The organism is Levyella massiliensis, from assembly GCF_000308275.2.
GTDB classification, from domain to species: Bacteria; Bacillota; Clostridia; order Tissierellales; family Peptoniphilaceae; genus Murdochiella; species Murdochiella massiliensis_A.
Genome location: NZ_HG529490.1, coordinates 363,437 through 388,522, shown reverse-complemented (window position 1 = coordinate 388,522; position 25,086 = coordinate 363,437). Strand labels below are relative to the sequence as shown.

Here is a 25,086-nt window from a genome sequence, read left to right as displayed (position 1 = left end):
TTTTCCTACGCGTGCGACTAAGCTGCACCACTTATCGTAAGCTTTTTACGGTACGCGGATACGGCACCACGTCACGAATATTTTCCATGCCGGTCACATACATCACGCAGCGTTCAAAGCCCAGGCCGTAACCGCTGTGCACGCAGCCGCCAAAGCGACGTAAATCCGTATACCATTGATAGTCTTTTTCAGCAATGCCTTTATCCTTCATCTGCTGGAGCAATACGTCCTCGCGTTCTTCACGCTGTGAGCCGCCGATAAGCTCCCCGATGCCGGGCACCAACATATCCGCACAAGCCACCGTTTTTCCGTCGTCATTTAATCGCATATAGAAGGATTTAATTTCTTTCGGATAGTCCGTTACGAAAAGCGGTCCCTTAACAATCTCCTCCGTCAGATAACGTTCATGTTCGGATTGCAGGTCACAGCCCCATTGGACGGGAAATTCAAAGCGATCATTCACTTTTGAAAGAATCTCGATCGCTTCGGTATAGGTCATGCGCGCAAAATTCGCTTTACGCACCAGATCCAAGCGTTCCTTGAGTCCCTTATCAATGAAGCGGTTAAAGAATTCCATTTCCTCCGGCAGTCGTTCCATGACGGCGTTTAAAATGTGCTTCATCATGGCTTCGGCCAAATCCATCATATCCGTCAGATCCGCAAAAGCTATTTCCGGTTCAATCATCCAAAATTCAGCCGCATGACGCGTCGTGTTCGAATGTTCGGCACGGAAAGCCGGTCCGAAGGTATAGACGTTGCGATGGCTCATAGCAAAGGATTCCAGCTCCAACTGACCGGAAACCGTCAGATGGGCCGGCGTAGCGAAGAAGTCTTCTTTATAGTTCACTTTGCCTTCTTCCGTCCGTGGCACATCGTTCAGATCCAGCGTAGTCACCTGGAACATTTCCCCGGCGCCCTCCGCGTCCGAGGCAGTTATAATCGGCGTGTGCACATAAGTAAAGCCATGGCTGTGGAAAAACTCATGGATGGCATAAGCAATTTCACTACGTGTGCGAAACACTGCCTGGAACGTATTCGTACGCGAACGCAGATACGGGAACTGACGCAAAAACTCCATACTCTGTCGTTTATTCTGAATGGGATAATCTTCGGAATTGCTGCCCAAAAGTTCTACTTTTTTTGCTTCCAGTTCAACGGGCTGCGGAGAATTGGGCGTCACTTTCAATATTCCGTCAACGGCGATGGAGCTGCCGTTAGGAATATGCGTCACCTGTTCGTAGTTTTCAAGCGACGGGGTGATCACCACCTGCAGCGGCTTAAAAAAGGTCCCATCGTTCACCATGAGAAAACCGACATTTTTGGAAATGCGCGATTGGCGAATCCATCCATCGATATGGATGCATTCTCCTTCATGGGCTGACGCTTCGCGATAACACTGTTTAACTTCCATGCTTCCTCCTTATGCTCATCGTTGCTCCCGGTCGTTCTCCGACGTTCCGGAAGACGGCTCCGTTTTTTTTAAATTCTTTAAATATTGTTTTAGGTTGGCTTCTTCCCCGCGATTCACCGGGTGATAGAAAGTATGTCCTATTATTTCATCCGGCAGGTAATTCTGCAAGACGTAGCCAGTCGGATCATTATGCGGATAGCGATAAGTAAGTCCTCTGCCTAAGGCTTCTGCCCCGGCATAATGAGCATCCTTAAGATAGGCGGGAATATCACCGGGCGGATGCGAACGTACATAGGCAAGTGCTTCATCAATAGCCAGATACGAGGCATTACTCTTTGGGGACGAAGCCAAGAAAGTCGTCGTTTGTGCAAGGATAATACGTGCCTCCGGCATACCAATGTGCGATACCGCCTGATAGCAACTCACCGCATGAATGAGCCCCAAAGGCTCGGCATTGCCGATATCCTCACTGGCCAAAATCACCAAGCGACGTGCAATAAAGAGCGGATCTTCCCCTCCGGCAAGCATGCGCGCCAGGTAATAGATTGCGGCATCCGGATCTGAGCCGCGCACGGATTTGATGAACGCAGAAATGGTATTGTAATGTTCCTCATCGCCCTTATCGTACTGAATGATTTTGGTTTGCATACTCTCGCGCACATCATCCAGCGTAAGATGCACCTTCCCCTCTTTGGGCGGGGTGGAAAGGACAGCCACTTCCAGTGAATTTAACAGCACTCGCGCATCGCCGCCTGCCGAAGCGACGAGAACTTTCTTCGCTTCCTCGTCCAGGACGACTTGAAAAGCACCCAGACCGCGTTTTTCGTCCTGCAGAGCGCGTTCTAGCACAGCGTCCAAGGCTTCAGGCGCCAGCCACTTAAGCTCCACCACCTGACAACGCGAAAGAAGCGCCTTATTCACCTCAAAAAATGGATTCTCCGTGGTCGCGCCGATCAGTGTTACCGTTCCGTTTTCCACATGCGGCAACAGCGCATCCTGTTGACTCTTGTTGAAGCGATGAATTTCATCGATAAAAAGAATGGTGCGCACGTGATCAAAGAGCAGCGCCTGTTTCGCCTCATCAATGACGCTGCGAATGTCCTTGACACCGCTGGTAACGGCGCTTAATTGTTGAAACGCGCGATGGGTGCGTTCCGCAATAACGTGCGCAATCGTCGTTTTTCCGGCTCCGGGCGGGCCAAAAAGAATCATGGAGGGAATGCGATCCGCCTCAATCAATCGGCGCAGCGATTTCCCCGGGCCCAAAATGTCTTCTTGTCCGACAATTTCATCCAGGGTGCGGGGCCGCATCCGATCAGCAAGCGGCGCGTTTTTTTGATTTTCGCGCTCCTGTTGTCGCTCGAGTAAATCCATTTCCCACTCTCCTGCTAAAAAAAGCAGGCGATCCGAGGGATCGCCTTCGCTTATTCGTCCTTACTATCTTCCGCCTGTTCACCTTTCAGGCTGTTCAGCTCTCTATAAAAGCTGTCAACATCTTGAAATTCACGGTATACCGATGCAAAACGCACATACGCCACTTGATCGATCTCTCGCAATTGGTCCATAACCAATTCACCGATATAGGCGGTTGTGACTTCCCGCTGATTCAAATGGTTGAGCTGCGTTTCAATGGCATCCGCTGCCTGTTCCAGTCTTTCTACCGGCACCGGCCGCTTTTCTGCGGAGCGAATCATGCCGCTCAAAATCTTTGAGCGCATAAAAGGCTCGCGGTTTTCATCTTTTTTAATAACGACAATCGCCTGGTCTTCGTAACGCTCATAGGTCGTAAAGCGTTTCTTGCACTTCAGACAGGCACGACGCCGACGCACTGCCTCATTATCTTCCGTCGGGCGGGAATCAATGACTTTCGTATCGGGAAAGCCGCAATACGGGCATTTCATGTTAACGATACTTTCTTAAGAATTCCGGAATGTCCATGTCGTCCGCTTCGACTTCACGACGCTTCGGCTGTGTTTCATCCGCGCTGTGCACTTCTTTACGCACCGGCGCATCATCCTTTGCCGTGACCTTGCGATTATCAAATCCCGTCGCAATTACCGTAATCTTAATATCATCGCCCAAGGATTCGTCCGCACCGGCGCCAAAGATGATATTTGCATCCGGATCGACAGCTTCGCGAATCATTTCAATGGCTTCATTGGCTTCGAAGATGCCTAGGTCTGCCGCGGTGACGTTAACCAGCACAGCTTTGGCCCCGTCCACGCTCGTTTCCAACAACGGGCTCTTGACCGCTGCCTTGGCGGCGTTGACGGCACGGTTTTCACCGCTAGCAATACCGATGCCCATGTGTGCAATGCCTTGATCCTTCATGATGGACTCCACATCCGCAAAGTCCAAGTTAATGATGTTCGGCACGGCAATTAAATCGGAAATGCCCTGAATACCGTTCATCAATACCTGATCCGCCATACCGAAAGCTTCCACCATAGAGGTGCGACGTTCCGCGACCTGCAACAAGCGATCATTCGGGATGACAATCAAGGTATCCACTTTATCCTTCAGTTTATTGATGCCGCTCTCGGCCTGTGTCTGACGTTTACGTCCTTCAAAACCGAACGGTTTCGTAACCACGCCGACAGTTAAGATGCCCATCGAACGGGCCGCTTCCGCCACGACAGGTGCTGCGCCGGTGCCTGTGCCGCCGCCCATACCGGCAGTGATGAAGACCATATCCGTATTGGCCAACAGCTCCGTGATATCGCTCTTGGACTCTTCTGCCGCTTTCTCACCCACTTCCGGGTTTCCGCCGGATCCGAGACCACGCGTTAATTTCACACCGATTTGCAGCTTTTTATCGGAATCCACAACATCCAGAATCTGACGATCCGTATTGACCGCAATAAATTCAACGCCTGCCAGCCCATGCTGTTTCATGCGGTTTAACGCGTTATTGCCGCCTCCGCCGACGCCGAGGACCTTAATTTTAGCAAGACCGTCATTGTTTAATTCCATGTCGAAAGTGTTCATGACTCCCCCTCAGTTTCCTTCCGTTTCTTCCTGTGATTCCGATGATTCCGGCAACACCTGTTGCCCGTTTTTGGTGACTACAATCGGATGTTTCCCTTCATCCAGGAGTATTTCCTGGGCATTTACCCCTTTATTTTCCACTTCTTGCAGCACCGCAGCTAAATCCGTGAATTTATGAATGATATCATTGGGTGCGCCAAAGCGAATTTCTATATCATTATACATTATAACAATGGCTTGTGGCTTTTCAAAACGAACTTTTGAAACCTTTTCGGCCATTCGTGTTTCATGCAAGGTGGATAAGAAGTCCAATTCGCGCGAATCTTCAAAAAAGTCCTCTCCCAATCGCATGGAGGCAAGCTCCTTTTCCAAGGGAATGGGTTTAATGCGGTTAAGATCCGGATTGTAATGGTCCGTAATTTTTCCTTGCGCATCCACATAATACTGCCGTCCGGCGTAGACAAAAACGCCCAGCACATAGGATTCCTTTACATGAATCACCAACCGATCCGGTAATTCCCGTTCGAAGGTCACATCGGCCACGCCTTCAAGAGCGCGAGCGCGTTCCCTCCACTTTTCCGCCGGAAAGGTGAGGATGTTCTGATTGGTATCCCCCAGTGCATGCACCAGATCTTCATCTCGGACGACACGATTGCCATCCACGCGGACCGAATGAATCTTAAAAAATGGAGCCTTCAACAAAAATACGACCATTGCTGCCGCGAGCGCAAGCAGGAGCAGCACCGTAGGAAGGATAGTCCTTCTTCTGCTCATGTTCACTCGTTTCCTGCGGCGATCGTCTTGACGCATACTGCGCATCCCCTGCGCCGTTTGACGAGTCGAGCGGACGGTACGACTCTTATCTCCATGAGAATGAGGGCCGACCGGTGGTCGCGAATTCGGTTGTCTTCCTTGGTTTTGGCGCATGAAAGCCTCCTACGCGTCCCGCGAAATATTTAACAGGATTCCCGCCATCAAGCTCATAATCACAAGAGAACTGCCTCCGTAGCTGATAAAGGGCAGCGTAATACCGGTGGTAGGAATCACGCCGATTGAAACTCCGATATTGACCATCGCCTGAAAGCAGATGAGAAAGGTCAAGCCGCTTGCCAGCATGCGACCGAATGATGTTTTGGCTTTGCCGGCTATCTTAAGACCTCGATAGGCCAAAAAGCAAAATGCAGCAATGACAAGAAAGGCACCGAAAAAGCCTAATTCTTCCGAAATAACAGCGAAAATGAAGTCGTTGTGCGGCTCATCAGCCAGGTAATCAAATTTTTGTACGCTTTTTCCGTAACCTACGCCAAAAAGGCCTCCCGATGCCACAGCATACAGCGATTGCAGCAGTTGCCAGCCGCTACCCGAGGGATCGCGCTTCGGATTCAATACGGACAAAAGGCGTTCCAAGCGATAGTTACCGGGGCGCGGCCAAAAGGCATAGAGAAGTCCGACGGCTGCAACACCCAGCATCGGTAAAAAATGCCACAGACTCATGCCAAAGACGAAGTAGGTGAACAGCAAGGTTGCGCTGATTACGATGACCGCGGAAAAATTCGGCTGTAAATAGATGGGCAAAATCGTAATACCGATAAACAAAAGGACGGTAATAAATTTGCGCAATGAACCGTTTTCTTCAGGGCGTTTGTCGGATAGCATCGTTGCCAATAAAATTAACGATGCGATTTTTAAGCCATCCGACGGCATGTAGGTGACGGGGCCCAGATGAATCCAGCGATGTGCCTGGTTAATCGGATATTTCAGACCCGGTACCCATACCAGTAGGCAGGACAGCAACGCAACAACATAAAGCGGCATCGCGAAGCGGCGATAGAGGCGATAATCAATATGCGAAAACAGGAACATCACGAGAATGCCCAAAACAGAAAAAATAGCATCGCGCACGAAGTAGTACTTGGCATCCCCGAATTGTTTCAAGGCGTAGGGCGCACTGGCGCTAAACACCATGAAGGCGCCAAAAACAGACAACAGAATGATCAGCCATACCAGCCCCCGATCCATACTGCCTTTTCGAATGATTTTTCGATTATGAGCTGCCCTGCGCATGCATACTCCGTTCTAATGCTTTCTAATGCTTCATCCGTTATTTGCGTTCTTTTTTCTCCACGCCTCAACAATAGCGCGAAACTCATCGCCGCGTTCCTCAAAGCGTTTATATTGTCCCCAGCTTGCGCTGGCAGGAGAAAGTAATACCAGATCTCCCTTTTTAGCTTCTTGAAACGCAATTTCCATGGCCTTTTTCAACGTTCCGGCGATGACCGTACGATCGCCCCAGCCGCGTTCCTTTGCTTCTCGGGCAATGCGTTCCGCCGTCTGCCCGATAAGAATCATCATTTTCCCATGCGGGCGCATGGCCTCATACATATCATCATACGATATATGCTTATCATATCCGCCCGCAATGAGAAGAACCGGCTGGTGAATGGCGGCAAGCGCCGTCACGGTAGCATCCACATTCGTTCCCTTGGAATCATTGATGTAGCGAACGCCGTTTACCATGCCCAAATCTTCCATGCGATGCGCAATCGGACGAAAACTGTCCAGTGCCTCGCGCAAGACGTCTTCGCTCACGCCCATATCCCTCGTAATGGCAATGGCAAAAGCAGCATTATGGATATTGTGTTCTCCCCAGAGATGCCAGCCTTCTCCGCGACGCAGATGGTCCAAATACGGATCGTGATACGTTACGTGATGGATCCGCGCCTTCGTACCTACTCTGGCAACGGTTTCTTCGATGGTCGGATCATTTTCCTGAATCCAAAGATCATCTGTCGCCTGCTGATTACGCGTAATATGGGATTTGGCTTCGGCGTAGGCCCCAAGAGAGCCATGCCAATCCACGTGATCCTCTGAAAGATTCAAAATAGCAGCTCGACGCGGCATAAAGGTGTCTGCCCCTTCCAGCTGAAAGCTCGAACATTCCACGATGAACGTCGTGCCTTCCTCTGCTTCCTGCATGCTCGTCAACACCGGGAGGCCGATATTGCCACAGGCGGTTACTTTCCGGCCATCATGCTGTAGGATCCAGGCAACGAGCGATGTCGTTGTCGTCTTGCCATTGGAGCCGGTGATAGCCACCACATTTTCTCCGCCAAAGAGGCGATAGGCCATTTCAACGTCCGTGATCACGGACTTACCTTCTCGGCGTGCACGCTGCACGAGCGGCTTTTGAAACGAGATGCCCGTGCTGCGCAAAATAAAGGCATAGGGATCCAGAGAAATCGCATCCACGTCTTCAATAATCGCAATGGATTCCGGATGAGGCAGAGTATTTAAGTACGCCTGATCTTGCTCGGACAATCCCCCGTCCACGTAGAGCGCAAGCTCAGCTCCAGCTGCCGGTAAAGTTTTGAGGGCGGATTTTCCGGTAACCCCCAAGCCGTACAGCAACACTTTTTCACCTGTAAGGGTGTGCTTAAATTTCATGTTCAGCTCCTTTATTTGTCGGATGGAATGTTTTGCCGCCAATCGCGAAAAACGTAGCTACCAAATTTGATAGGTTAACAGGCACAGCAGCACGCTGATCAGTGAGAACGCCGCCGTAATCTTCTCTTCCGGATATCCCTTCAATTCAAAGTGATGATGAATCGGCGTCATCAGGAAGATGCGCTTGCCGCCAGTATGTCGATAATAGGTGACTTGCATAATCACCGTTAACGCTTCAATAAAGTATAAGCCGCCCAATACGATCAAAAACGGCAGGCGGTTCATCACCATGAGAATAGCTGTCAGCGCGCCGCCGATAGCCATGGAGCCGGTGTCTCCCATAAATAGCGATGCCGGATGACTATTGAAGAACAAAAAGCCGATCAGAGAGCCCGCCATGAGTACCGCCGCAACGCTAGCAGCCGGTTTGTTACCGGCGGTACCGATGTTTAAGAGCGCCAGCGTAATGAATACCGGTAGCGAAACGCCGCCGCACAAGCCATCCAGCCCATCTGTTAAGTTGGTGGCGTTCACGGTGCCGACTACGATAAAGGCAAGCAGAGGAATACTCAAAATCCCCAGATGCCATTCCCAGCCAAAGAAGGGAATTTTTTGTGTGCCCAAAGCCGGGTCTAGTATATACACCACGGCCAGAAGAATGGCGGAAAACGCGAACTGTAAAATCAATTTCTGTCGCGGTGTGAGGCCTTCGCTCTCGTGCTTCATGACCTTTTCCAAATCATCCAGGAAACCGATGCCTGCAAATCCTAACGTGCAGATGGCAATGAGAGCGCTCCAGGCATTAAAGCCGCCGAAGGCAAACAACAATACCGTAAAGACAGCGGTAAAAGCTACGCCGCCCATCGTCGGTGTACCCTGTTTTTTATAGTGGGCCTTATTGCCCTCCTCACGTATTTCTTGTCCGATGGACTCACGCTTGGAAAAGTGAATCCAAAAGTATGTGGCAACGGTAGACAGCAGGATTGCAATAATACCTGCCAACACCAACGACTTTGAAACGAGCATCGTTCCCCCTTCTTCCTATTTGTTATATAGCTTTCCTAAGTATCCTCTTATTGAGAGGACGCACTACCTTTTGCTTCTGTGGATTGTGCTTCTACATTAATAATGATGGGCGTGTCTTTTCCGGCAATTGCTCCCGCTTCCGGGGTTTGCGTCCGAATTACGCCTTCTTTCTCGCCATTGATAGAAAGAGAAATCCCCGTTCCGCCCAGAAGCATCTGTGCTTCGCGTACGGATTTCCCCGTCAGATCCGGGGCTTTATAAGACTGTTTTGCGTCCGGCCGTAGCTCGATCGTTGTTTGTTCTGCCTTTATCGTGCCTGGTGCCGGATTTTGCTCTTCCACCAACGTGAAATCATTCATCGCACCGTAGACACTACAAGAAAAGCCCGCATTGTTCAAGAGTTTACGCGCTTCTGCCACGGTTTTCCGGCAAACGTTCGGAACCACTTTTCCTTCGTTTGACGGTTGTGTCGCTTTCTTTTTTAAGGCCACTAATTGTTCCAGAATACGAGCACTGACTTCGCCGGCCACTTCGCCGCCAAAGGTCTGCTTGGTCGGGTTATGAATCATCACGAAAAGGGCCATTTCCGGCTTATCGTACGGATAGAAGCTATAGAGCGACGCAATTGTTTTGTCGGTGTACTTACCGTTTTCCAAAAGCAGCGTCGTACCGCTTTTACTGCCAATCGATAATTCTTTAATTCGCAGTACCTTAGCGTGCGATACCTCCGTCGTACTGAGCAAATACTTGCGCATCGTAGCGACGGTTTCCTGGGAAAATATAGGATCCGTGATACTTTGCTGATAGCGGGACAGTGTCTTGCCTTCCTGTGAAGTCGAAGAACTGAAAAAATGCGGCGTGCGATAATAGCCGCCGTTGATTACGGTATTGGCAGCTGTCATCATCTCAAGCGGTGTCAAAGAGATGCCGTGTCCAAACGACATCGTCTGCATTTGAATCTTATCTAATTTACCCACCGTTTGCGGGAAAAGGGAGGCTTGCTCGCCTGGTAAATCAACCCCCGTGATCCCGCCCATATGCAAAGAACGCAGATAGGAAAAATAGTTATTGACACCGATATTACGCACGATTTGTACAAAGGCCGGGTTGCAGGAGTTGTTTAGCGCCTGCTCCAGCGTTTGGATGCCGTGCGGATGTGATTCGCGCCAGCAATGCACCCATACCCCCGGAGCAATTTCAATCTTTCCGGTACAAGTGTAACGTGAATCCGGCCGCGATGTCTTTGTTTCCAAGGCGATAGAGGCTGTGAGCGTCTTAAAAACGGACCCCGGCTCATAGAGCGTGGTAATGGCGGGGTTCTTCCAACGCGCATAGAGCATTTTCATGCGCTCTTCTTCCTTCATGGCTTTCCATGCGGCTTCGCCCTTATCGTTCACGGGCGCATAAGGTGTATTGGGGTTAAAGGTGGGCGCACTTTCCATAGCAATAATCTCACCCGTATTGGGATTCATAAGAATTGCTGTGCCGGAATCCGCTTTAAATTCGCTCAAGCCTTTGCGCAATTGTTCGCTTACAATGCGCTGTGCCTCCAGATCCACGGTCAAATGCAGATTTTGCCCTTCTTCGGAAGCATAGTTTTCTACCGATTCCGTCGGAATAATATTGCCGCCCAAATCCCTTGATGTTGTAGTTTGTCCGCCCTTACCGCGCAATAAGGCGTCATACTTCGACTCCAAACCATAGATGCCGCCTCCCTCATTATTCACAAAGCCTAAGCTTTGCGCCATGATATCCTGATTGGGATAAAAACGATCCGGTTCCTGCACTACGCGGTACGCCTGGAGTCCTGAGCTTTGCAGCTGATCGATTTCACTTTGCGTTAACTTCGTTTTCAGCGCCACATCATAGCGATTCGAGGAAAGCGCCTTTTCGACTTCTTCTTTTTCCATGCCTAATATGTAGGCCAATAATTCCACGGTTTTCTTTTTATCTTCCGCTTTTATCTCTTTTGGAAACACATAAACCGTATTTACCATCACCGACACCGCCAACGGGCGATCCGCACGATCGTATATCGTCCCGCGCTTAGGCTTGACCGTTATAGTCCTGCGCCGCTGTGCCAGGGCTGCTTCTTGATAACTTGAACCAACCACTACCTGCAAATAAAAAAGCCGAGCAAGAAACAAAACAACGACGAGAAGCGCGCAAAGGAAAACGACGCGAATCCGTACCGATGAATGGTCTTGTCTCGGCTGATTTTTGAATTGATTTTTACTCATAGCCTCACTCCGTCCGCATTACTCCTTGTGCTGCGGATTGGCCGCAAGCGTTTTGGTTTCCTGCGATTCGGCTGCGGTTTGGTTTTTCATCACCGTCGAAGGGTCACGAGCTACGGAGAGCTTTTGCTCTTTGGTTGGATACTGCATGCCCAATCGACGTTTCGCAAGTTCTTCTATGCGGGCAGGTTCCAAGTACGGAGCCAACTGCATATTCAATGTGTCTCGCTGTGCTTTCAATTCTTCAACTTCCGCTACCGTCGCACGAACTTTACGATTCACTGCTGACATTTCATTATAGCGCAGCAGACTCGAGAGTAGCAATACAAGGGTTGCCACGGTACACAGGCACACCGCAATCCAGTACACAAGCCGTAGGCGGGAATGTGTCTGTGTGCGAGAAGCGCTACGCACTGCGCTTGCTTGCGATACTCCACTATGCGGTCTGCTTTGTGCCTGTACGCCGATGGCTGCCGTTCCGGCACTGGTGCGTCGTGAACGAGTTCTATGCCGGCGGGAAACTTCATCAGGGTATCCGCCCCTCTTTCTGGGATGAATGACGGAGAGCTTTTTTCTTGTTTGTGGGATTTCATACTCTAATTGTTGACGTACCGCTGCATCCATTTCACCCCTCCTGATTTTCTTGGCATCGTTCCAACACCCTTAACTTTGCGGAACGAGCTCTCGGGTTGGCTTCCAACTCTTCCGGGGAAGCTTCGATCGGTTTGCGTGTGACAAGGCGGAAGGGGCTTTGCACGTCCCGTGCTTTGACAGGAATCTGCGCAGGAATTGCTTCTCCCTTTGCCAACGTCCGAAACGCATTCTTTACGATGCGATCCTCCAGCGAATGGAAAGTGATCACGCACAACCGCCCCCGCGGCGCTAAGTGATCGGCTGCCTGTGTCAGACACTGTTCCAACGCGTCCAGCTCGTGATTTACTTCAATACGAAGTGCCTGAAACACCCTTCTTGCAGGATGCTTATCCTGCATGCGCACTTTTTTAGGGATGGCTTTTTGAATGACCTTGACCAGATCGAAGGATGTTTCAAGCGGCTTCGTACGTCTGTCAACTACGATGAACTGAGCAATCCGCTTCGACCAGCGCTCTTCACCGTACTGATAAAAAATTTTAGTCAGCTCTTGTTCCGAATAGCTGTTTACAATGTCGCGCGCGGTGGGCATCTCTTTGTTTTGATCCATACGCATGTCCAGCAATGCATCTTCATGGTAGGAAAATCCACGTTCCGCCGTATCCAGCTGATACGAGGAAACACCGATATCCATAAGAATGCCGTCCGCTTTTTCCGTGCCCAATGTCTGAAGAATATGTCCGAGATTCTGAAAGTTATCGTGCACAAAAGCGATTTTCTCTGCCCATGGTGCGAGATTAGCCTTTGCCGCTGCTAAGGCTTCTTCGTCCTGATCAATGGCCAACAAATGACCGTTGGTCAGTTGCTTCACAATTTCACGGGAATGGCCTCCCCCTCCCACTGTTGCGTCCACGTAGAACCCGTCCGGTTGAATGGATAAGGCGGCAATCGTTTCTTTTAAAAGAACCGGTATATGCGAAAATGCCATGTCGCCTCCTTAGAGATCAATCCCATCGTCATTGAGGGTCTCGGTCAACGCATCCAAATCCATGGCATCCGAAGAAACAAATTCATCCCATTTCTCTTTCGCCCAAATTTCAATGCGATCCGAAACGCCAATGATGACTACATCGCGTTCGATGGCAGCGAAGGCTCTCAGCTGTGGCGGGATGAGAAATCGGCCTTGCTTATCACAGCCGACTTCCATTGCCCCGGAATAAAACGCACGTGAAAAGTTACGTGCCGCTTTTGCCGTTAAATGTAACTGACTGATCTTACGATCCATGATCTTCCATTGAGTCCGATCGTAGATGAAGAGACAGCCGTCCATACCTCTTGTGATAAAGAAAGTGTCGGAGAGTTCGTCACGAAAACGGGAAGGGAGCGATACGCGCCCTTTTAAATCCACGCTGTGGTTGTATTCTCCGATGAACATCCCACTTTCCTCCACTTTTTACCACTTTCTGCCTTCTCAATACCATTCTAGACAAGAGAAAAGGGTTTGGCAAGTGTTTCGGCATAAAAAAAGCGCCCGGAAGGGCGAATTTCCTTCTTTGCAGCGTGGTGGGTTAAATATTCTCCTTTTGCCGGAGATGCTGCTCTTCTCCGTGCGTCGGGGTGAGGATTCCGTACACCGGGATGAGGGTTCCGTGCACCGGGGTGAGGATTCCGTGCACCGGGCCGAGGAGGCCGTGCGCACGAAAAAACGCAAAATATGGACAAAAAGCCGTTGGATACAGTGGTTATTGAAAATAAAGCAATTTGTACTGTAGAAAAGGAGGAGTAAATACAGTGTTTTTTTCAATAACGACAATTTGCACTGTAGAAAAAATGAGGAAAATACAGTACTTTCGCTAAAAAGAGTAATTTGTACTGTAAAAGAAGGAGGAAAAATACAGTGCTTTTTCCATTAAAGAACAAAAGTACTGTAAAAAAGGAAAAATAAATACAGTACTATTTGCAGCCATGGCAAAAAGTACTGTATTTGGAGCCTTAAAACTACAGTGTTTTTTAGCTGAAAAGCTTTTTACACTGTAACATGTACTAAAAGGGCGTCGTATTATCCCTTCTTCCCTTTCTTGGAAAGCACGGCAAACCAGATAAGGCCAAGCAGCAATCCGGCAAGAGCCAACAGCTGTGCAACGCGCAAGCTGCCGAAATACAAGCTGTCTGTGCGAAACCCTTCTACGACAAAACGCAGCAACCCGTATAACACGAAGTACAGCATCGTTGTCTGTCCGTCGGTGCGAGCGCGTTTGCGCAAGTAGTACCACAGAAAGAGGAAGATCAAAAAGTCTCCCGCGGATTCATAAAAAAATGTGGGATGATGCGGTTTGCCATTGATAAGAACTGCCCATGGAACGTCGGCAGCATAACCGTAGGCTTCATTATTAAAGAAGTTCCCCCATCGTCCGATGGACTGCGCCAGAGGAAGGAAAGGAATGATACAATCAGCAACGCGCAGAAATGGCAGTTGGTGACGTTTCAAATAAATCCAGCTCACCAAAATCCCCATCATGACGCCGCCTTGAATGGCAAGGCCTCCGGATCGCAAATTGATAATGTCAAAGAGAGAATGGAATCGCTGCGGTTCAAAAATGACATACCACAGACGAGCACCCACGACGCCAAGTGGTAAAACCCAGAGCGCCAGATCAGAGATCACTTCTCCGTTCATCCCCTTGTGCTCCATCTCGCGGCTGCTTAGCCAGACGCCTAAGAGCATACCGATGACGATCAATATGCCATACCAATGCACGCCAATACCAAAAAGATTGAAGGCAATACCGTCTCCTGTATATTCAAACATAGGCTTCTCCCTTCCTATAGGTCTCCTGCGGTTATCGTCTAACTTTACACCCGACTTCCCTCTTCACGGCGATGGCCGGCCAAAAACCACAGTCCCTGACCAAGCAGGCATAACACTATAAAGCGCACCGCTATCCCCTTTGCCAAGCCGACGAAAAATGGCGTCGGCATCATTTGAATCATAAGATCAGTTTCCGGATTTAAGAGCCAGAGATCATTGCGAAAGAAAATATGATGAAAGGTGGTGAACAGCGTATCCCATTGGGTCCAAGCGAAAAACGCCAAAATGATCAGTAGTACAAACACGACTGTCTGAGAACACAGGGATGCACTTGCCGAAGCGGGATTTCTCTCTTTCTTTCGAAAGATCAGCAAGGCGGCCGCTCCTGCTGCGCTCAACAGGCAGAGCAGGCGCGCTAATGAGAACAGTGAAAACACATCCGTCATGTGCGCACACTCCCGCTCGCCGAAGTTTCTCGTCATCAGGATCGGCTCTCCGGTTTTAAGATAGTGCACGATATCGGCATTGACTTTGTCCAAATCGTCCTGATTTTTTCCCGTAGCCTCCACGATGGCGTGCTCTTGCTGAAAGGCATGATAGCTGTCCGTATCATAACTAACAGCAAAAATAGCAATGCCCAAACTAAAAAGCGTCAGACATAAAGCAAAGAGCACACCGCCGGCGCGTTTCATTCCTGCTCCCAGTTGGTGTAAACATCCTGAACATCGTCATCATCTTCCATGATGTCGATCAATGTTTCCATATGCTTGATATTTTCCGGATCCTGAATGGTCACCGTATTTTTCGGCAAGTAGCCTGTCTGCGCCACACTGAAGTTATAGCCGGCTTCGACCAAGGCATCATTCACCGCAGCGAATTGCGTCGGGTCCGTCAAAATCATAAACGATCCGTCTTCATGGCGAACATCCTCTGCCCCTGCCTCTAACGCGGCCATCATGACCTCATCTTCATCCTTGCCTTCATCGTCCGTTACCAAAATACCTTTAAAGTCAAATTGGAACATGACCGAACCCGTCGTACCAAGATTACCGTGGTACTTGTCAAAATAATGACGCACATTGGCGGCCGTACGGTTCTTGTTGTCCGACAAGCAAGAAACGATCACTGCCACGCCTTCCGGACCGTACCCCTCATAAACGATATTCGTAAATTCCTGGCCGTCCAGATCACCCAAGCCCTTTTTAATGGCGCGATGAATATTATCATTCGGCATATTTTCCGCTTTCGCCTTTTCAATAGCCATTTTCAAAGAGGAATTATAATCCGGATCGCCACCGCCCTCGCGCACAGCCACCATGATCATGCGGCTGATTTTCGTAAATGCGCTGGCGCGTTTGGCGTCTTCTTTACCTTTAACGTTTTTAACTTTACTCCATTTATTATGCCCTGACATATTCCCTACTTTCGTTCTAATGGTTCTCCGAGTGCATCCACGGGACAGAAATGCGTTTCACCCGTTTTCCACTCCAATTTTCCCCTTGTCAAATTTAACAGTGTCGTATGAATCTTGTCAATCTTTGCCTCCGGGAGACAATAGCAAATACGCACGTCTTCGGCATACTGCCGATCCAATTCCCAAAATGGTGCCATTGCATAGTCGCACTTGCCCTGCTCCGGATAGGCATAACGCACGACAACCTTCTGAAAAGGCGCATACTCTGCCGGAATCGCCTCCTTTATTGCTGCGCTGCAAGCCTGCGTATAAGCGCGTACGAGCCCGGCCGCTCCCAATTTTATACCACCAAAATAACGAACGACAACCACTGCCACGTTGCAGAGCGTTTCACGTTTCAGCACTTCCAGCATGGGAATGCCGGCGGTTCCACGGGGTTCGCCGTCATCATCGTATTTCTGATGCGAGGCGTCCACTCCGAGAATATAGGCGCTGCAACGGTGTGTTGCCATTGGATGCTCCTCACGCACCTGCTGCAGAAACTGTTCTGTTTCCTCAAGCGATGTAATCGGCGTAGCAATGCCGATAAACTCTGATTTTTTTATCGTAAAACGGGCTTCCCCCCGTTTCCACAAACTGCGATAGCTCATGGAGCACCGCCTTGCTGTGATGAAGCAAAATCATCACCCCCCCGACAATACGCCTTCGTCCTTATCCGACGGAGAAACCGCATCGTAAGCCGGCGAAAAAGTAGTCGCCCTTTCTCGACGGAGCAGGCGCAAGACATACCCTTGTTCGGTGCTTTTTTCCTCCAGCACGGTACCACTTTGACGCACGGCATAAAGTGCCTCCGCTTGTGCATAGGGAACGCATACGGTTTCTTCGCCTTTTTCTCCAAACAGCCGCGTCAGAATGGCGTCTTGAAGCTTTAGGATATCCGCTTCCCTGCGTGCGCTGATCCAAAGCGTATCTTCCTGTGGCGTCACGCCTGGCTCACTGCCCTTGTCCGCTTTATTCATGACAAATAAAACAGGAATGTGCTCACCGGCCTCACGCGTCATGTCTTGTACCGTTTTTACACGCTCTGCGACCCCTTCTTCACTGCAATCCACGACATGTATGATGAGGTCCGTGCCGCGTATTTCTTCCAGAGTACTCTCGAAGGGAGCAATGAGTTTCTTCGGTAAATCATGGATGAAGCCAATCGTATCCGCCAGCAAATAGGGCGGTTCTCCCGTTTCGGCAATGCGGCGCATGTGCACTTCAAGCGTTGCAAACAAGCGATCGTCCGCGTAAACCGTTTTATCCTTTTCCCCGAAGCGTTCCAAGAGAGCATTCAGAATCGTGGATTTTCCGGCATTGGTATAGCCGACCAAACTCACGATGGGAACGGCAGATTGCCGTCTTTTTTTACCGGCTTCGTGCTCCTGTTTTTGCACCGCTTCCCGTCGGGCACGCAAGCGCTTCATTCGCTCGCTGATGGCACGCCGATCCGTCTCCAGCTTCTGTTCGCCGGGTCCTCGCGTACCGATACCGCCGCCCGTACGGCTCATGACTTGCCCGTAGCCACGCAGATTCGGCAAGCGATACGCAAGCTGCGCTAATTCGACATCCAGCTTGGCTTTTACGGTACGCGCTCGAAGCGCAAAGATATCCAAAATCAGATCCACGCGATCCAGAATCTTGCACGGAATGGCGTCTGACAGATGAGAGCGCTGCGATCCTGTGAGTTCCTGCTCGAACACCACCATGGCAATATCCTGCTCCTCCACAAAACGCGCGATCTCCTCCACCTTCCCCTTCCCGATCAAGGTGCGGGGATTGTAACGCTCTACGTTTTGCTCCAGGATAGCAATGACATCGCCACCGCAGGATCGCACAATTTCCTTCAATTCGTGGCGACGGCGCGCTTTTTCTTCTTCATTTTCTTGCAGGAACACAAATGCCAAAACGGCGCGTTCCCGTTTCTTATCTTTATACGTCTCGTTCTCCATAGTTTCCCTTCTTTTCCCTGCTATTTTATCATAAGCAGGAAGCGAGCCGCGAAATCAAGGCCATTCGCCAACTACGCAAATCGTATGGCATTATGGTAAAATAAATGCAATATTAAGGAACGCTAACCCATACCATTACGACAAACAGACGAATTCATAAGGGGGAACTATGGTGCCACATACCATGAAAAATATAGGAAAAATTGCTGCCATTTTTGTGTTAAGCTTTTTGATTTTTTTAGCCATTATTGGTGGCTATCTGGCGGGATCCATGTTGGAGGTTGCCAAGGAGGCGCCGAAAATGAATGCGGATCTCTTACTGTCGGGTTTAAAAGAAAATTCCCAAATTGTGGATGCCAAAGGAAATCTGATTCAACAGATCGAAACCACGGAGTACCGCAAAGTAGTTCCTTATGATCAGATTCCAAAAAATCTTATCAACGCCTTTATCAGCGCCGAAGATAAACGCTTTGCCAGCCATGACGGCGTAGATCTCTACGGCATTGCCGCTACCGTCCGCGATTTCTTCCGCTCCGGCGATCTGCGCGGTGCTTCCACCATCACGATGCAATTGGCACGTAATGTATTCCTGAATAGCGATGTGAACTGGAAGCGTAAAATTCAGGAGATTTATTTGGCCTATCAGATTGATGACCAGCTTAGCAAACAGCAAATCATGGAATCCTACCTCAATCGTATTTTCTTCGGACAAAATGCCTATGGCGTACAAGCCGCTTCTCAAATCTATTTCTCCAAAGACGTGAAGGATTTGTCGCTCGCACAGTGTGCAACTCTGGCAAGCATCGTGCCGGCTCCTTCGCATTATTCCCTATATAAAACGCTACGTCCTTCCGAAGTCACAGATGAAACGATACTGGACGAAACCGAGATTAACGGCGAACGCTATCTTGCCATTTACAATCCGCCGGCATACAAACGAGCCCACTGGGTACTCGGGGAAATGAAAAAAAACGGATTTATCTCGGAGCAGGAATACAAAGATGCGCTCAATACCAACGTTGCCAAAACCATCAACGCGCCGGAAAAACGCGCTGATAATGTCTCCACCTATGTGACGGATCTCGTGAAGGAGCAGACCATTGACATTTTGATGGATACGCAGAAAATCTCGCGAAAGCAGGCACGACAGATGCTCATGTACGGTGGTCTGACCATTACGTCGACACTAAATATGGATCTGCAACAAAAATTACAAGAATCCGTTTCTGCCATTAGCAGCTCTCTGCTTTCCCCTACGGGTGACTACTCGCCGCTGGCATTGGATCTTAAATATGACCGGGCCGGCAACTTAATCGGACGCGATAACTCCCTGCTCTATTATCGCCGCGCTAACCTGATGGATAAGAAGGACCGTGTGATTGTACCGGCTTCCCAGTTCCAGGTGGATAAAAAGGGCAATCTGATCATCAAACGTGGCCTGCTCCGTGGTTACAGCGGCTATATCGATATTATGGATTATTTCGATTTCGATAAAAATGGCGTGCTGCACACGCACCAAGTAGGAACCATTCCCATTGATGAAAAATACCTAAGCGTGGATGATGCGGGCACCATGCACATCGCTAAGGCCTTCCTGGATTCTAATAAGACGCCTTTCTATGAAGTGCGTAAAGATGGCGCCATGATCTTAAACCCGGACTACTACGATTACGATAAAGTTGGCGTCAAGCAACCGCAGATAGCCTTTACGGTACTTGATACGGCTACCGGTGAAGTGCGCGCCATTATCGGCGGACGCGAACAAGATGATCGTCATTTCCTGAATCGTGCATCCAGTTTCCCACGCCAACCCGGTTCCTCCATAAAACCGCTGGCAGACTATACCGGTGCTTTGGCACTGGGCTTTAACCAGGGCGTAGCCATGGACGATGCCCCCTTCACCATGCAAGAGGATCAGCCGTGGCCGGCCAACGTTGATGCCCGTTATCGCGGCATGATGGCCATGCAGGAAGCCTTAGTGCGTTCCTCCAACCCGGTAGCCGTTCGTTGGCTCAATAAGATCGGTCTGGCCACATCCAAGGAATATTTAACCCGTTACGGCATCATCAATGCGGAGCATCCGGATCGCGATCATTTCGTGGAGGCATCCGAAGACGGACAAAACAACGATGAAAACCTGGCCATGGGCATCGGTTCCATGTCACGCGGTCTCACAACCATGGATATGGCCGGAGCCTATCAGGCCATTGCCAATAACGGAACACGCATCCCCGCCATGAGCATTTCGAAGATTACCGATAATCGCGGCAAAGTGTTTTATGAAAATAAACATCAAGCGACAGAGGTCTTGGCGCCGGAGGTTAACTATCAGCTGATCGATCTTTTAAAACATGTTGTAAGCGACGGCTTTACCAATCGCACCTTACGCAGTCGCTCTATGGCTTTAATCGGTAAGACCGGTACCACCAGTAAAAATATGGACTTCTGGTTTGCCGGGGCCACTCCCTATTATGCGACTGCCGTATGGGTCGGTGCAGATAACGCTTTGATTTCTATGAAAGGCGACTCGCGCATCCCGGCAAACATCTACGCCACGATGCATACCATTCTGCATGAGAATTTAGAGGCCAAGGATTTTGCAATTCCTAAGGGTGTCTTCGAAGCGGAAGTTTCAAATATCACCGGTCAAAAACCCACCTCCGCCACACGCGGTGGTAACGGCGTTTTACGCATACTCGTGAGCGAGCAAACGGCTCCCAAGAGCGATGATACCGGCTATGTCTACCGCCAGGTGGATGTGCGCAACAATCTTCTGGCCGCAGACAGTACCCCTGCAAGGTTGCGTGCGTATCGTTCCTTTATTGATGTGGGCTCGGATTATGATCCTAGCAAATTCAATAACATCAAGCCGGAAGATTGGGCGCGTCGCGTGCCGACACGGTATTCGGATTTGGGCAGCTTCATGCCACCTGAAACCTTTACAAAAAATGGTCTGACCACAATACGCGAATACAACCAAATTGACGGCAGCTATACGGAGACAACCAAGATGCCGGATGGTACGACGCAAGTCATTCGCTATGATGCGCTCGGTAAAGAAATCGGAAAGAGCGTGCTACCGGCTGATTCCTCCGGTGGCAATGTTTCCGGCGCTATGTCGCATCGCAATCCATCTGCAGAGCGCGCACCAAGAGAACATTAACGGATAATCCGGGAGGCAGGCATGGAACCACGAAAAATATTACTGGTAGAAGACGAAGAAGGCATTATCAATATCGAAAAAGCCTATCTGGAAAAAGCCGGCTTTCAGGTCGAAAAAGCGATGGACGGCAATGAGGCGCTCGAACAATATACGGCCTTCGCTCCCGACTTAGTCGTATTGGATCTGATGTTACCAAAAAAATCCGGTGAAGAAGTTTTACAAAGCATTAAGGAACAAAAGGATACACCGGTCATTATCGTTTCCGCCAAATCGGAAGAAGATGACCGTGTAGAAAATTTGCGCAACGGTGCCGATGACTATATGGTAAAGCCCTTTTCTGCGCGAGAGCTTGTCGAACGCGTGCGCGCTATCTTGCGTCGTACCCCGTCCAGGGAAGATGAAAAAATGCTACAAACGGCCGATGGACGATTGCGCATTGATATCGAATCCATGCGCACCTTTGTAGAGGGCAAAGAAGTCCATTTGACGAAAAACGAATTTTTAATTGTGCAGACTTTGTTTACGCACCCCAATAAGATCTATACGCGCGATGAAATTATCGAAGTCACCTTCGGAATGGATTATGAAGCCTTTGACCGCGCCATTGATACCCATATCAAAAACATTCGCCAGAAGATTGAAGCGGATCCGAAAAACCCCGTCTATATCCGCACGGTTTATGGTGTCGGGTATCGCGCCGGAGGCTTTGATGAAGCTTAGAAAGCGTCTGAGCCTTTCGATTATCATCATCGTCTTCGTAACGATGGCGGTCATCGCCTACGGCATGCAACGCGCCTACTCCAATTCCTTTTATAGCTATCTGGAGAAAGAAGAAGAAGTACGTCTCAAACGCATTGTAAACGATATCGCTACCATTGCACGCACCGAATCTCTTGATTTGACCTCCGAAGGCATCAACGACCAACTGCAGCTTTATGCGCGAGACTCCAATATCAACATTACCATTATGGATAATGAGTCCTCCATCATTGCTAATTATCATGGCCTGATTGAAAATGCCGACGCTGATATTCAAGTCGACCAGTATAAGCTCGTGGATCATACCGGTAAAAAGCTGGGATCGATGCTGGTGACCTATGACCGCAGCAACCCGGCGCTGACCAGTGCGCTGCATGATTTTCAAAGGCAATCTCTGGGCTCTACCCTTCTGGGCATCGTTGTCTTTGGTATAGTGGCCATTCTTTTCAGTTATTTCTTTTCCAAGCAGATTACCACGCCGATCGAAAATTTGCGTGTGGCCGCCGAGCGCATTCGCAATAATCATTTTGATATAAGTCTTCCGGACTCAGGCTTTGATGAGATGCAAAGTTTAAATGCCAATATGCAATACCTGGCTTCTTCGCTCGGACAACAGGAAAAGGCGCGTCGCAGCTATGCACAAGATATTTCTCATGAGCTGCGGACGCCGTTAACCAATATGCAGTTGCATGTGGAAGCCATGAAAGACGGCATCATTCCGGCAGACCAGAGAAATCTCGAGATGATCGAAGCAAACATAACACAGTTGACTCTTCTGGTAGAACGCTTAAAGAATACCTTCCGAGAGTCCTCCCTGGTGGCGGCGGAAGACATTCGCTTCATCGATTGCTCGCAACTCACTTCACGTGTGCTCGACAGCTTTGAACCGCGTATCGCACAGAAAAACGGTACCTTCCGCCGTGCCATTGATCCCAATGTCAGCTTACAGACGGATGAACGACTGTATTCGCAAATTCTCAGCAATCTGCTCTCCAACGCAATCAAGGCCATTGAGGATGGCGGAAGCATTCGAGTGGCACTCAATACGGATCGCAAGATGGTGTCGCTCACCGTCAGTGATGACGGCATCGGCATAGCGCCAAAAGATCTGCAACATCTCTTTGACCGCTTCTACCGCGTGGACTCTTCCCGCAATCGCGCCGTCGGCGGTCAGGGTTTGGGTCTGGCCATTACGCGCAACATCGTTCAGCAATTGGGTGGTCATATAGAGGTCACCAGTAAAGTCGGCAAAGGCACAACTTTCCGCGTACGATTACCCGGCGAATTCTTCAAAAAAACAGAGGGCTGACCGAATGGGTCGCCCTCTGTCTTTTTTTGCTATTTGACAAGGCCTGGACATCTTAGCGCTCGATTTATCGTGCTTCCTGCACTCGCTTCAAAAAGAACGCCAATGCCTCACGAATCTCCGCCATCGTTGTCATTTGCATGATGGCGGATTTTGTTTGTGTCGCGCCGAAGTAACCGCTGAGATAGCAAGCCATTTGCTTACGCATCTCAAGGATGCCGCGCTTTTCCCCGCGCCAAGCGATCTCTTTCGCATAGTGCTCCAAGAGAACGTCTATCATTTCCTCCGCAGCGGTCGGCGCATAGGTACCGCTCGTGCAAAATTCATGAATCTGGCGAAACAGAAAGGGATTCCCCATGGCGCCGCGACCGATGGTGATACCATCGCAGTGCGTCTGTTCCCATAACGCCACAGCATCTTCGGGCTTGAATACATCGCCGTTGCCGACCACGGGAAGGGACACATGATCTTTTAATCGTGCAATGGCTTCCCAGTCTGCCTTTCCGGCATACATTTGCTCACGCGTGCGGGCGTGAAGTGTTACCTGACTAAGCCCCTCCTCCTCCGCAATATGAGCAATTTCCAAAAAATTAATAGAGTCGGCATCCCAGCCGAGTCGCATCTTCACGTACACGGGCTTTTCGGACGCTTCGCGCATGGCATGAAAAATCGCAGCAACTTTTTCTGGCTCGCGCATCAGTGCGCTGCCTTCCCCGTTCTTTACAATCTTCGGCGCGGGACAGCCCATATTGAGTTCCACGGCGCAAAAACGAGAATCGTTATTCATATGCTCGCGAATGACGCGGGACAAAATTGCCGGGTCTTTGCCGAAGAGCTGCACAACCAAGGCGCCTTCATCTCCCTTTGTTAGCAAGCTTTGCGTGCGGGCGCTGTCATAGAGCAGGGCCTGGGCACTAATCATCTCCGTGGTAGCGCCGTCACAACCATAACGAAAGCACAGCTCGCGAAAGCTGTGGTCACTGACGCCGGCCAGCGGGGCGAGTGTGATAAAACAGGAAACCGGCTCCTTGCGGCCGCCGGTTTCATCAACAGATGCTTTGTCATAGTAATTAAGCATGTTGCTTTCCTTCATGGTGCACATCTCGTGCGTTTTCCAACGCTTTGGCTTTCACCGTGCGCAAATAAATCAGGCGCAGACCGAGTAAATTCAAATCCTTGTTGACGGTATCCACGTATTTGGAATGCTTGGAAAGCAGTGTGGAAAAACCGCCTGTAGCTACGACCAATGGTTTTTTATCGGTTTGCATTTTGAGCTCTTCCAAGATCCCTTCCGTAATCCCGTCGATCAGGCCGATGAAGCCGCGCACTAAGCCGGCCTGCATCGCGTTCACGGTATTCGTAGCGATGATCTTATCCGGATGCGTCAGTTCGACACGAGGTAATTTGGACGTACCACGCGTCAGCGCTGCTGCAGAGATACCGATACCTGGCGAAATCGTTCCGCCGATGTATTCGCCGCGTTCATTGACCACCTCGTGTGTAATGGCCGTACCGATATCAATGATGACCAAAGGGCCACCGTAAAGTGCATAGCCGGCGACAGCATCGGCAATACGATCCGCTCCGACTTCACGAGGATTATCCACGCGCAGCAACAGTCCTGTTTTTGTGCCTTCGCCGACGATCATCGGCGTAAGCTTTAAGAATCGCTCCGACATCGCGCTCATCTGATGGACCAATTCCGGTACCACCGAGGACAGGATGACGGCACAGATCATTTCACGCGTATAATGAAAGTGGCGCATAATTTGTTCAATTTCAATGCCATATTGATCCGATGTTTTCGTGCTGTCCGACTTAATGCGCCATTGATGAATGATGACGTCTCCTTGAAATAGACCAAAAGTGATATTCGTGTTACCGGCATCAATGGCCAATAGGAGAGAACGCTCCTTCGGTTGTTGCTGAGTATCCATCTTTATT

The 25,086-nt window shown here is 49.8% G+C and carries 22 protein-coding genes; 3 read left to right on the top strand and 19 right to left on the bottom strand.

The window, feature by feature from the left end; all coding sequences use genetic code 11:
• Positions 1-31 precede the first annotated feature (31 nt).
• From asnS to hflX, 17 genes are all read right to left on the bottom strand, one after another.
• Positions 32-1,411: an asparagine--tRNA ligase gene (gene asnS, locus BN98_RS01795; RefSeq protein ID WP_019190035.1), complete on the bottom strand. Its 1,380-nt coding sequence runs from the start codon at positions 1,409-1,411 to the stop codon at positions 32-34.
• A gap of 15 nt (positions 1,412-1,426) precedes the next feature.
• Entirely contained in the window at positions 1,427-2,785 is a 1,359-nt protein-coding gene (locus tag BN98_RS01790) for a replication-associated recombination protein A (protein WP_019190036.1), read from the bottom strand.
• A gap of 50 nt (positions 2,786-2,835) precedes the next feature.
• Positions 2,836-3,312 (bottom strand): transcriptional regulator NrdR, encoded by a 477-nt coding sequence (gene nrdR, locus BN98_RS01785; protein WP_019190037.1) that lies wholly within the window; start codon positions 3,310-3,312, stop codon positions 2,836-2,838.
• A gap of 1 nt (position 3,313) precedes the next feature.
• Positions 3,314-4,399 carry a cell division protein FtsZ gene (gene ftsZ, locus BN98_RS01780; RefSeq protein ID WP_019190038.1) on the bottom strand — a complete coding sequence of 362 codons (1,086 nt, stop codon included), beginning with the start codon at positions 4,397-4,399 and terminating at the stop codon, positions 3,314-3,316.
• A gap of 9 nt (positions 4,400-4,408) precedes the next feature.
• On the bottom strand, positions 4,409-5,326 hold the full coding sequence (locus BN98_RS01775) for a cell division protein FtsQ/DivIB (RefSeq protein WP_084765233.1): 918 nt from the start codon (positions 5,324-5,326) through the stop codon (positions 4,409-4,411).
• 9 nt (positions 5,327-5,335) lie between these two features.
• Positions 5,336-6,463 carry a putative lipid II flippase FtsW gene (gene ftsW, locus BN98_RS01770; RefSeq protein ID WP_019190040.1) on the bottom strand — a complete coding sequence of 376 codons (1,128 nt, stop codon included), beginning with the start codon at positions 6,461-6,463 and terminating at the stop codon, positions 5,336-5,338.
• A 30-nt stretch (positions 6,464-6,493) separates the two neighbouring features.
• Positions 6,494-7,843: a UDP-N-acetylmuramoyl-L-alanine--D-glutamate ligase gene (murD, locus tag BN98_RS01765; RefSeq protein WP_019190041.1), complete on the bottom strand. Its 1,350-nt coding sequence runs from the start codon at positions 7,841-7,843 to the stop codon at positions 6,494-6,496.
• Between the two features lie 57 nt (positions 7,844-7,900).
• Positions 7,901-8,869: a phospho-N-acetylmuramoyl-pentapeptide-transferase gene (mraY, locus tag BN98_RS01760; RefSeq protein WP_019190042.1), complete on the bottom strand. Its 969-nt coding sequence runs from the start codon at positions 8,867-8,869 to the stop codon at positions 7,901-7,903.
• Between the two features lie 47 nt (positions 8,870-8,916).
• Positions 8,917-11,109, bottom strand: a complete 2,193-nt coding sequence (locus BN98_RS01755; RefSeq protein ID WP_019190043.1) for a peptidoglycan D,D-transpeptidase FtsI family protein — start codon at positions 11,107-11,109, stop codon at positions 8,917-8,919.
• 18 nt (positions 11,110-11,127) lie between these two features.
• Entirely contained in the window at positions 11,128-11,730 is a 603-nt protein-coding gene (locus BN98_RS01750) for an FtsB/FtsL family cell division protein (RefSeq protein ID WP_019190044.1), read from the bottom strand.
• A 1-nt stretch (position 11,731) separates the two neighbouring features.
• Positions 11,732-12,685, bottom strand: coding sequence for a 16S rRNA (cytosine(1402)-N(4))-methyltransferase RsmH (gene rsmH / locus BN98_RS01745; protein ID WP_019190045.1), 954 nt, complete (start codon positions 12,683-12,685; stop codon positions 11,732-11,734).
• A 9-nt stretch (positions 12,686-12,694) separates the two neighbouring features.
• Positions 12,695-13,132, bottom strand: a complete 438-nt coding sequence (mraZ, locus tag BN98_RS01740) for a division/cell wall cluster transcriptional repressor MraZ (protein ID WP_019190046.1) — start codon at positions 13,130-13,132, stop codon at positions 12,695-12,697.
• Positions 13,133-13,756: 624 nt separating this feature from the next.
• Positions 13,757-14,506, bottom strand: a complete 750-nt coding sequence (lgt, locus tag BN98_RS01730) for a prolipoprotein diacylglyceryl transferase (protein WP_019190048.1) — start codon at positions 14,504-14,506, stop codon at positions 13,757-13,759.
• Positions 14,507-14,550: 44 nt separating this feature from the next.
• Entirely contained in the window at positions 14,551-15,198 is a 648-nt protein-coding gene (locus tag BN98_RS07805; RefSeq protein WP_019190049.1) for a TIGR01906 family membrane protein, read from the bottom strand.
• The gene (locus BN98_RS01720) at positions 15,195-15,920 is read right to left on the bottom strand and encodes a YebC/PmpR family DNA-binding transcriptional regulator (protein ID WP_019190050.1); all 726 of its coding nucleotides are present in this window, start codon (positions 15,918-15,920) and stop codon (positions 15,195-15,197) included. The genes BN98_RS07805 and BN98_RS01720 overlap by 4 nt, the downstream gene beginning before the upstream one ends.
• A gap of 5 nt (positions 15,921-15,925) precedes the next feature.
• Positions 15,926-16,570, bottom strand: a complete 645-nt coding sequence (locus tag BN98_RS01715) for an IMPACT family protein (protein ID WP_019190051.1) — start codon at positions 16,568-16,570, stop codon at positions 15,926-15,928.
• 33 nt (positions 16,571-16,603) lie between these two features.
• Positions 16,604-17,914 carry a GTPase HflX gene (hflX, locus tag BN98_RS01710; RefSeq protein ID WP_019190052.1) on the bottom strand — a complete coding sequence of 437 codons (1,311 nt, stop codon included), beginning with the start codon at positions 17,912-17,914 and terminating at the stop codon, positions 16,604-16,606.
• A 169-nt stretch (positions 17,915-18,083) separates the two neighbouring features.
• Between hflX and BN98_RS01705 the strand changes: the two genes are divergently transcribed.
• The 3 genes from BN98_RS01705 to BN98_RS01695 are packed head-to-tail and all read left to right on the top strand — an operon-like array spanning position 18,084 to position 23,145.
• A complete protein-coding gene (locus BN98_RS01705) occupies positions 18,084-21,077 on the top strand; it encodes a transglycosylase domain-containing protein (RefSeq protein WP_019190053.1) in 2,994 nt (997 codons plus the stop codon).
• A gap of 21 nt (positions 21,078-21,098) precedes the next feature.
• A complete protein-coding gene (locus BN98_RS01700; protein ID WP_019190054.1) occupies positions 21,099-21,797 on the top strand; it encodes a response regulator transcription factor in 699 nt (232 codons plus the stop codon).
• Entirely contained in the window at positions 21,787-23,145 is a 1,359-nt protein-coding gene (locus BN98_RS01695) for a sensor histidine kinase (protein WP_019190055.1), read from the top strand. Before BN98_RS01700 ends, BN98_RS01695 begins: the two co-directional genes overlap by 11 nt.
• Positions 23,146-23,209: 64 nt before the next feature.
• On the opposite strand, the gene dusB is transcribed toward BN98_RS01695, so the two are convergent.
• Together dusB and BN98_RS01685 are read right to left on the bottom strand one after the other, a co-directional pair.
• On the bottom strand, positions 23,210-24,220 hold the full coding sequence (gene dusB / locus BN98_RS01690) for a tRNA dihydrouridine synthase DusB (RefSeq protein ID WP_019190056.1): 1,011 nt from the start codon (positions 24,218-24,220) through the stop codon (positions 23,210-23,212).
• Complete coding sequence (locus BN98_RS01685) at positions 24,213-25,079, bottom strand: type III pantothenate kinase (protein WP_019190057.1); 867 nt, start codon at positions 25,077-25,079, stop codon at positions 24,213-24,215. Before BN98_RS01685 ends, dusB begins: the two co-directional genes overlap by 8 nt.
• Positions 25,080-25,086 lie beyond the last annotated feature (7 nt).

What these genes read in the sequence shown, in the direction of transcription:
- mraY (WP_019190042.1), bottom strand. Translation starts at nt 8,869, where the DNA reads ATGCTCGTTTCAAAGTCGTTGGTGTTGGCAGGTATTATTGCAATCCTG.
- BN98_RS01720 (WP_019190050.1), bottom strand. Translation starts at nt 15,920, where the DNA reads ATGTCAGGGCATAATAAATGGAGTAAAGTTAAAAACGTTAAAGGTAAA.
- BN98_RS01775 (WP_084765233.1), bottom strand. Translation starts at nt 5,326, where the DNA reads ATGCGCCAAAACCAAGGAAGACAACCGAATTCGCGACCACCGGTCGGC.
- ftsZ (WP_019190038.1), bottom strand. Translation starts at nt 4,399, where the DNA reads ATGAACACTTTCGACATGGAATTAAACAATGACGGTCTTGCTAAAATT.
- murD (WP_019190041.1), bottom strand. Translation starts at nt 7,843, where the DNA reads ATGAAATTTAAGCACACCCTTACAGGTGAAAAAGTGTTGCTGTACGGC.
- hflX (WP_019190052.1), bottom strand. Translation starts at nt 17,914, where the DNA reads ATGGAGAACGAGACGTATAAAGATAAGAAACGGGAACGCGCCGTTTTG.
- asnS (WP_019190035.1), bottom strand. Translation starts at nt 1,411, where the DNA reads ATGGAAGTTAAACAGTGTTATCGCGAAGCGTCAGCCCATGAAGGAGAA.
- BN98_RS01790 (WP_019190036.1), bottom strand. Translation starts at nt 2,785, where the DNA reads ATGGATTTACTCGAGCGACAACAGGAGCGCGAAAATCAAAAAAACGCG.
- BN98_RS07805 (WP_019190049.1), bottom strand. Translation starts at nt 15,198, where the DNA reads ATGAAACGCGCCGGCGGTGTGCTCTTTGCTTTATGTCTGACGCTTTTT.
- BN98_RS01705 (WP_019190053.1), top strand. Translation starts at nt 18,084, where the DNA reads ATGGTGCCACATACCATGAAAAATATAGGAAAAATTGCTGCCATTTTT.
- BN98_RS01715 (WP_019190051.1), bottom strand. Translation starts at nt 16,570, where the DNA reads ATGAGCTATCGCAGTTTGTGGAAACGGGGGGAAGCCCGTTTTACGATA.
- BN98_RS01750 (WP_019190044.1), bottom strand. Translation starts at nt 11,730, where the DNA reads ATGGATGCAGCGGTACGTCAACAATTAGAGTATGAAATCCCACAAACA.
- rsmH (WP_019190045.1), bottom strand. Translation starts at nt 12,685, where the DNA reads ATGGCATTTTCGCATATACCGGTTCTTTTAAAAGAAACGATTGCCGCC.
- BN98_RS01700 (WP_019190054.1), top strand. Translation starts at nt 21,099, where the DNA reads ATGGAACCACGAAAAATATTACTGGTAGAAGACGAAGAAGGCATTATC.
- BN98_RS01755 (WP_019190043.1), bottom strand. Translation starts at nt 11,109, where the DNA reads ATGAGTAAAAATCAATTCAAAAATCAGCCGAGACAAGACCATTCATCG.
- BN98_RS01685 (WP_019190057.1), bottom strand. Translation starts at nt 25,079, where the DNA reads ATGGATACTCAGCAACAACCGAAGGAGCGTTCTCTCCTATTGGCCATT.
- nrdR (WP_019190037.1), bottom strand. Translation starts at nt 3,312, where the DNA reads ATGAAATGCCCGTATTGCGGCTTTCCCGATACGAAAGTCATTGATTCC.
- mraZ (WP_019190046.1), bottom strand. Translation starts at nt 13,132, where the DNA reads ATGTTCATCGGAGAATACAACCACAGCGTGGATTTAAAAGGGCGCGTA.
- lgt (WP_019190048.1), bottom strand. Translation starts at nt 14,506, where the DNA reads ATGTTTGAATATACAGGAGACGGTATTGCCTTCAATCTTTTTGGTATT.
- ftsW (WP_019190040.1), bottom strand. Translation starts at nt 6,463, where the DNA reads ATGCGCAGGGCAGCTCATAATCGAAAAATCATTCGAAAAGGCAGTATG.
- BN98_RS01695 (WP_019190055.1), top strand. Translation starts at nt 21,787, where the DNA reads ATGAAGCTTAGAAAGCGTCTGAGCCTTTCGATTATCATCATCGTCTTC.
- dusB (WP_019190056.1), bottom strand. Translation starts at nt 24,220, where the DNA reads ATGCTTAATTACTATGACAAAGCATCTGTTGATGAAACCGGCGGCCGC.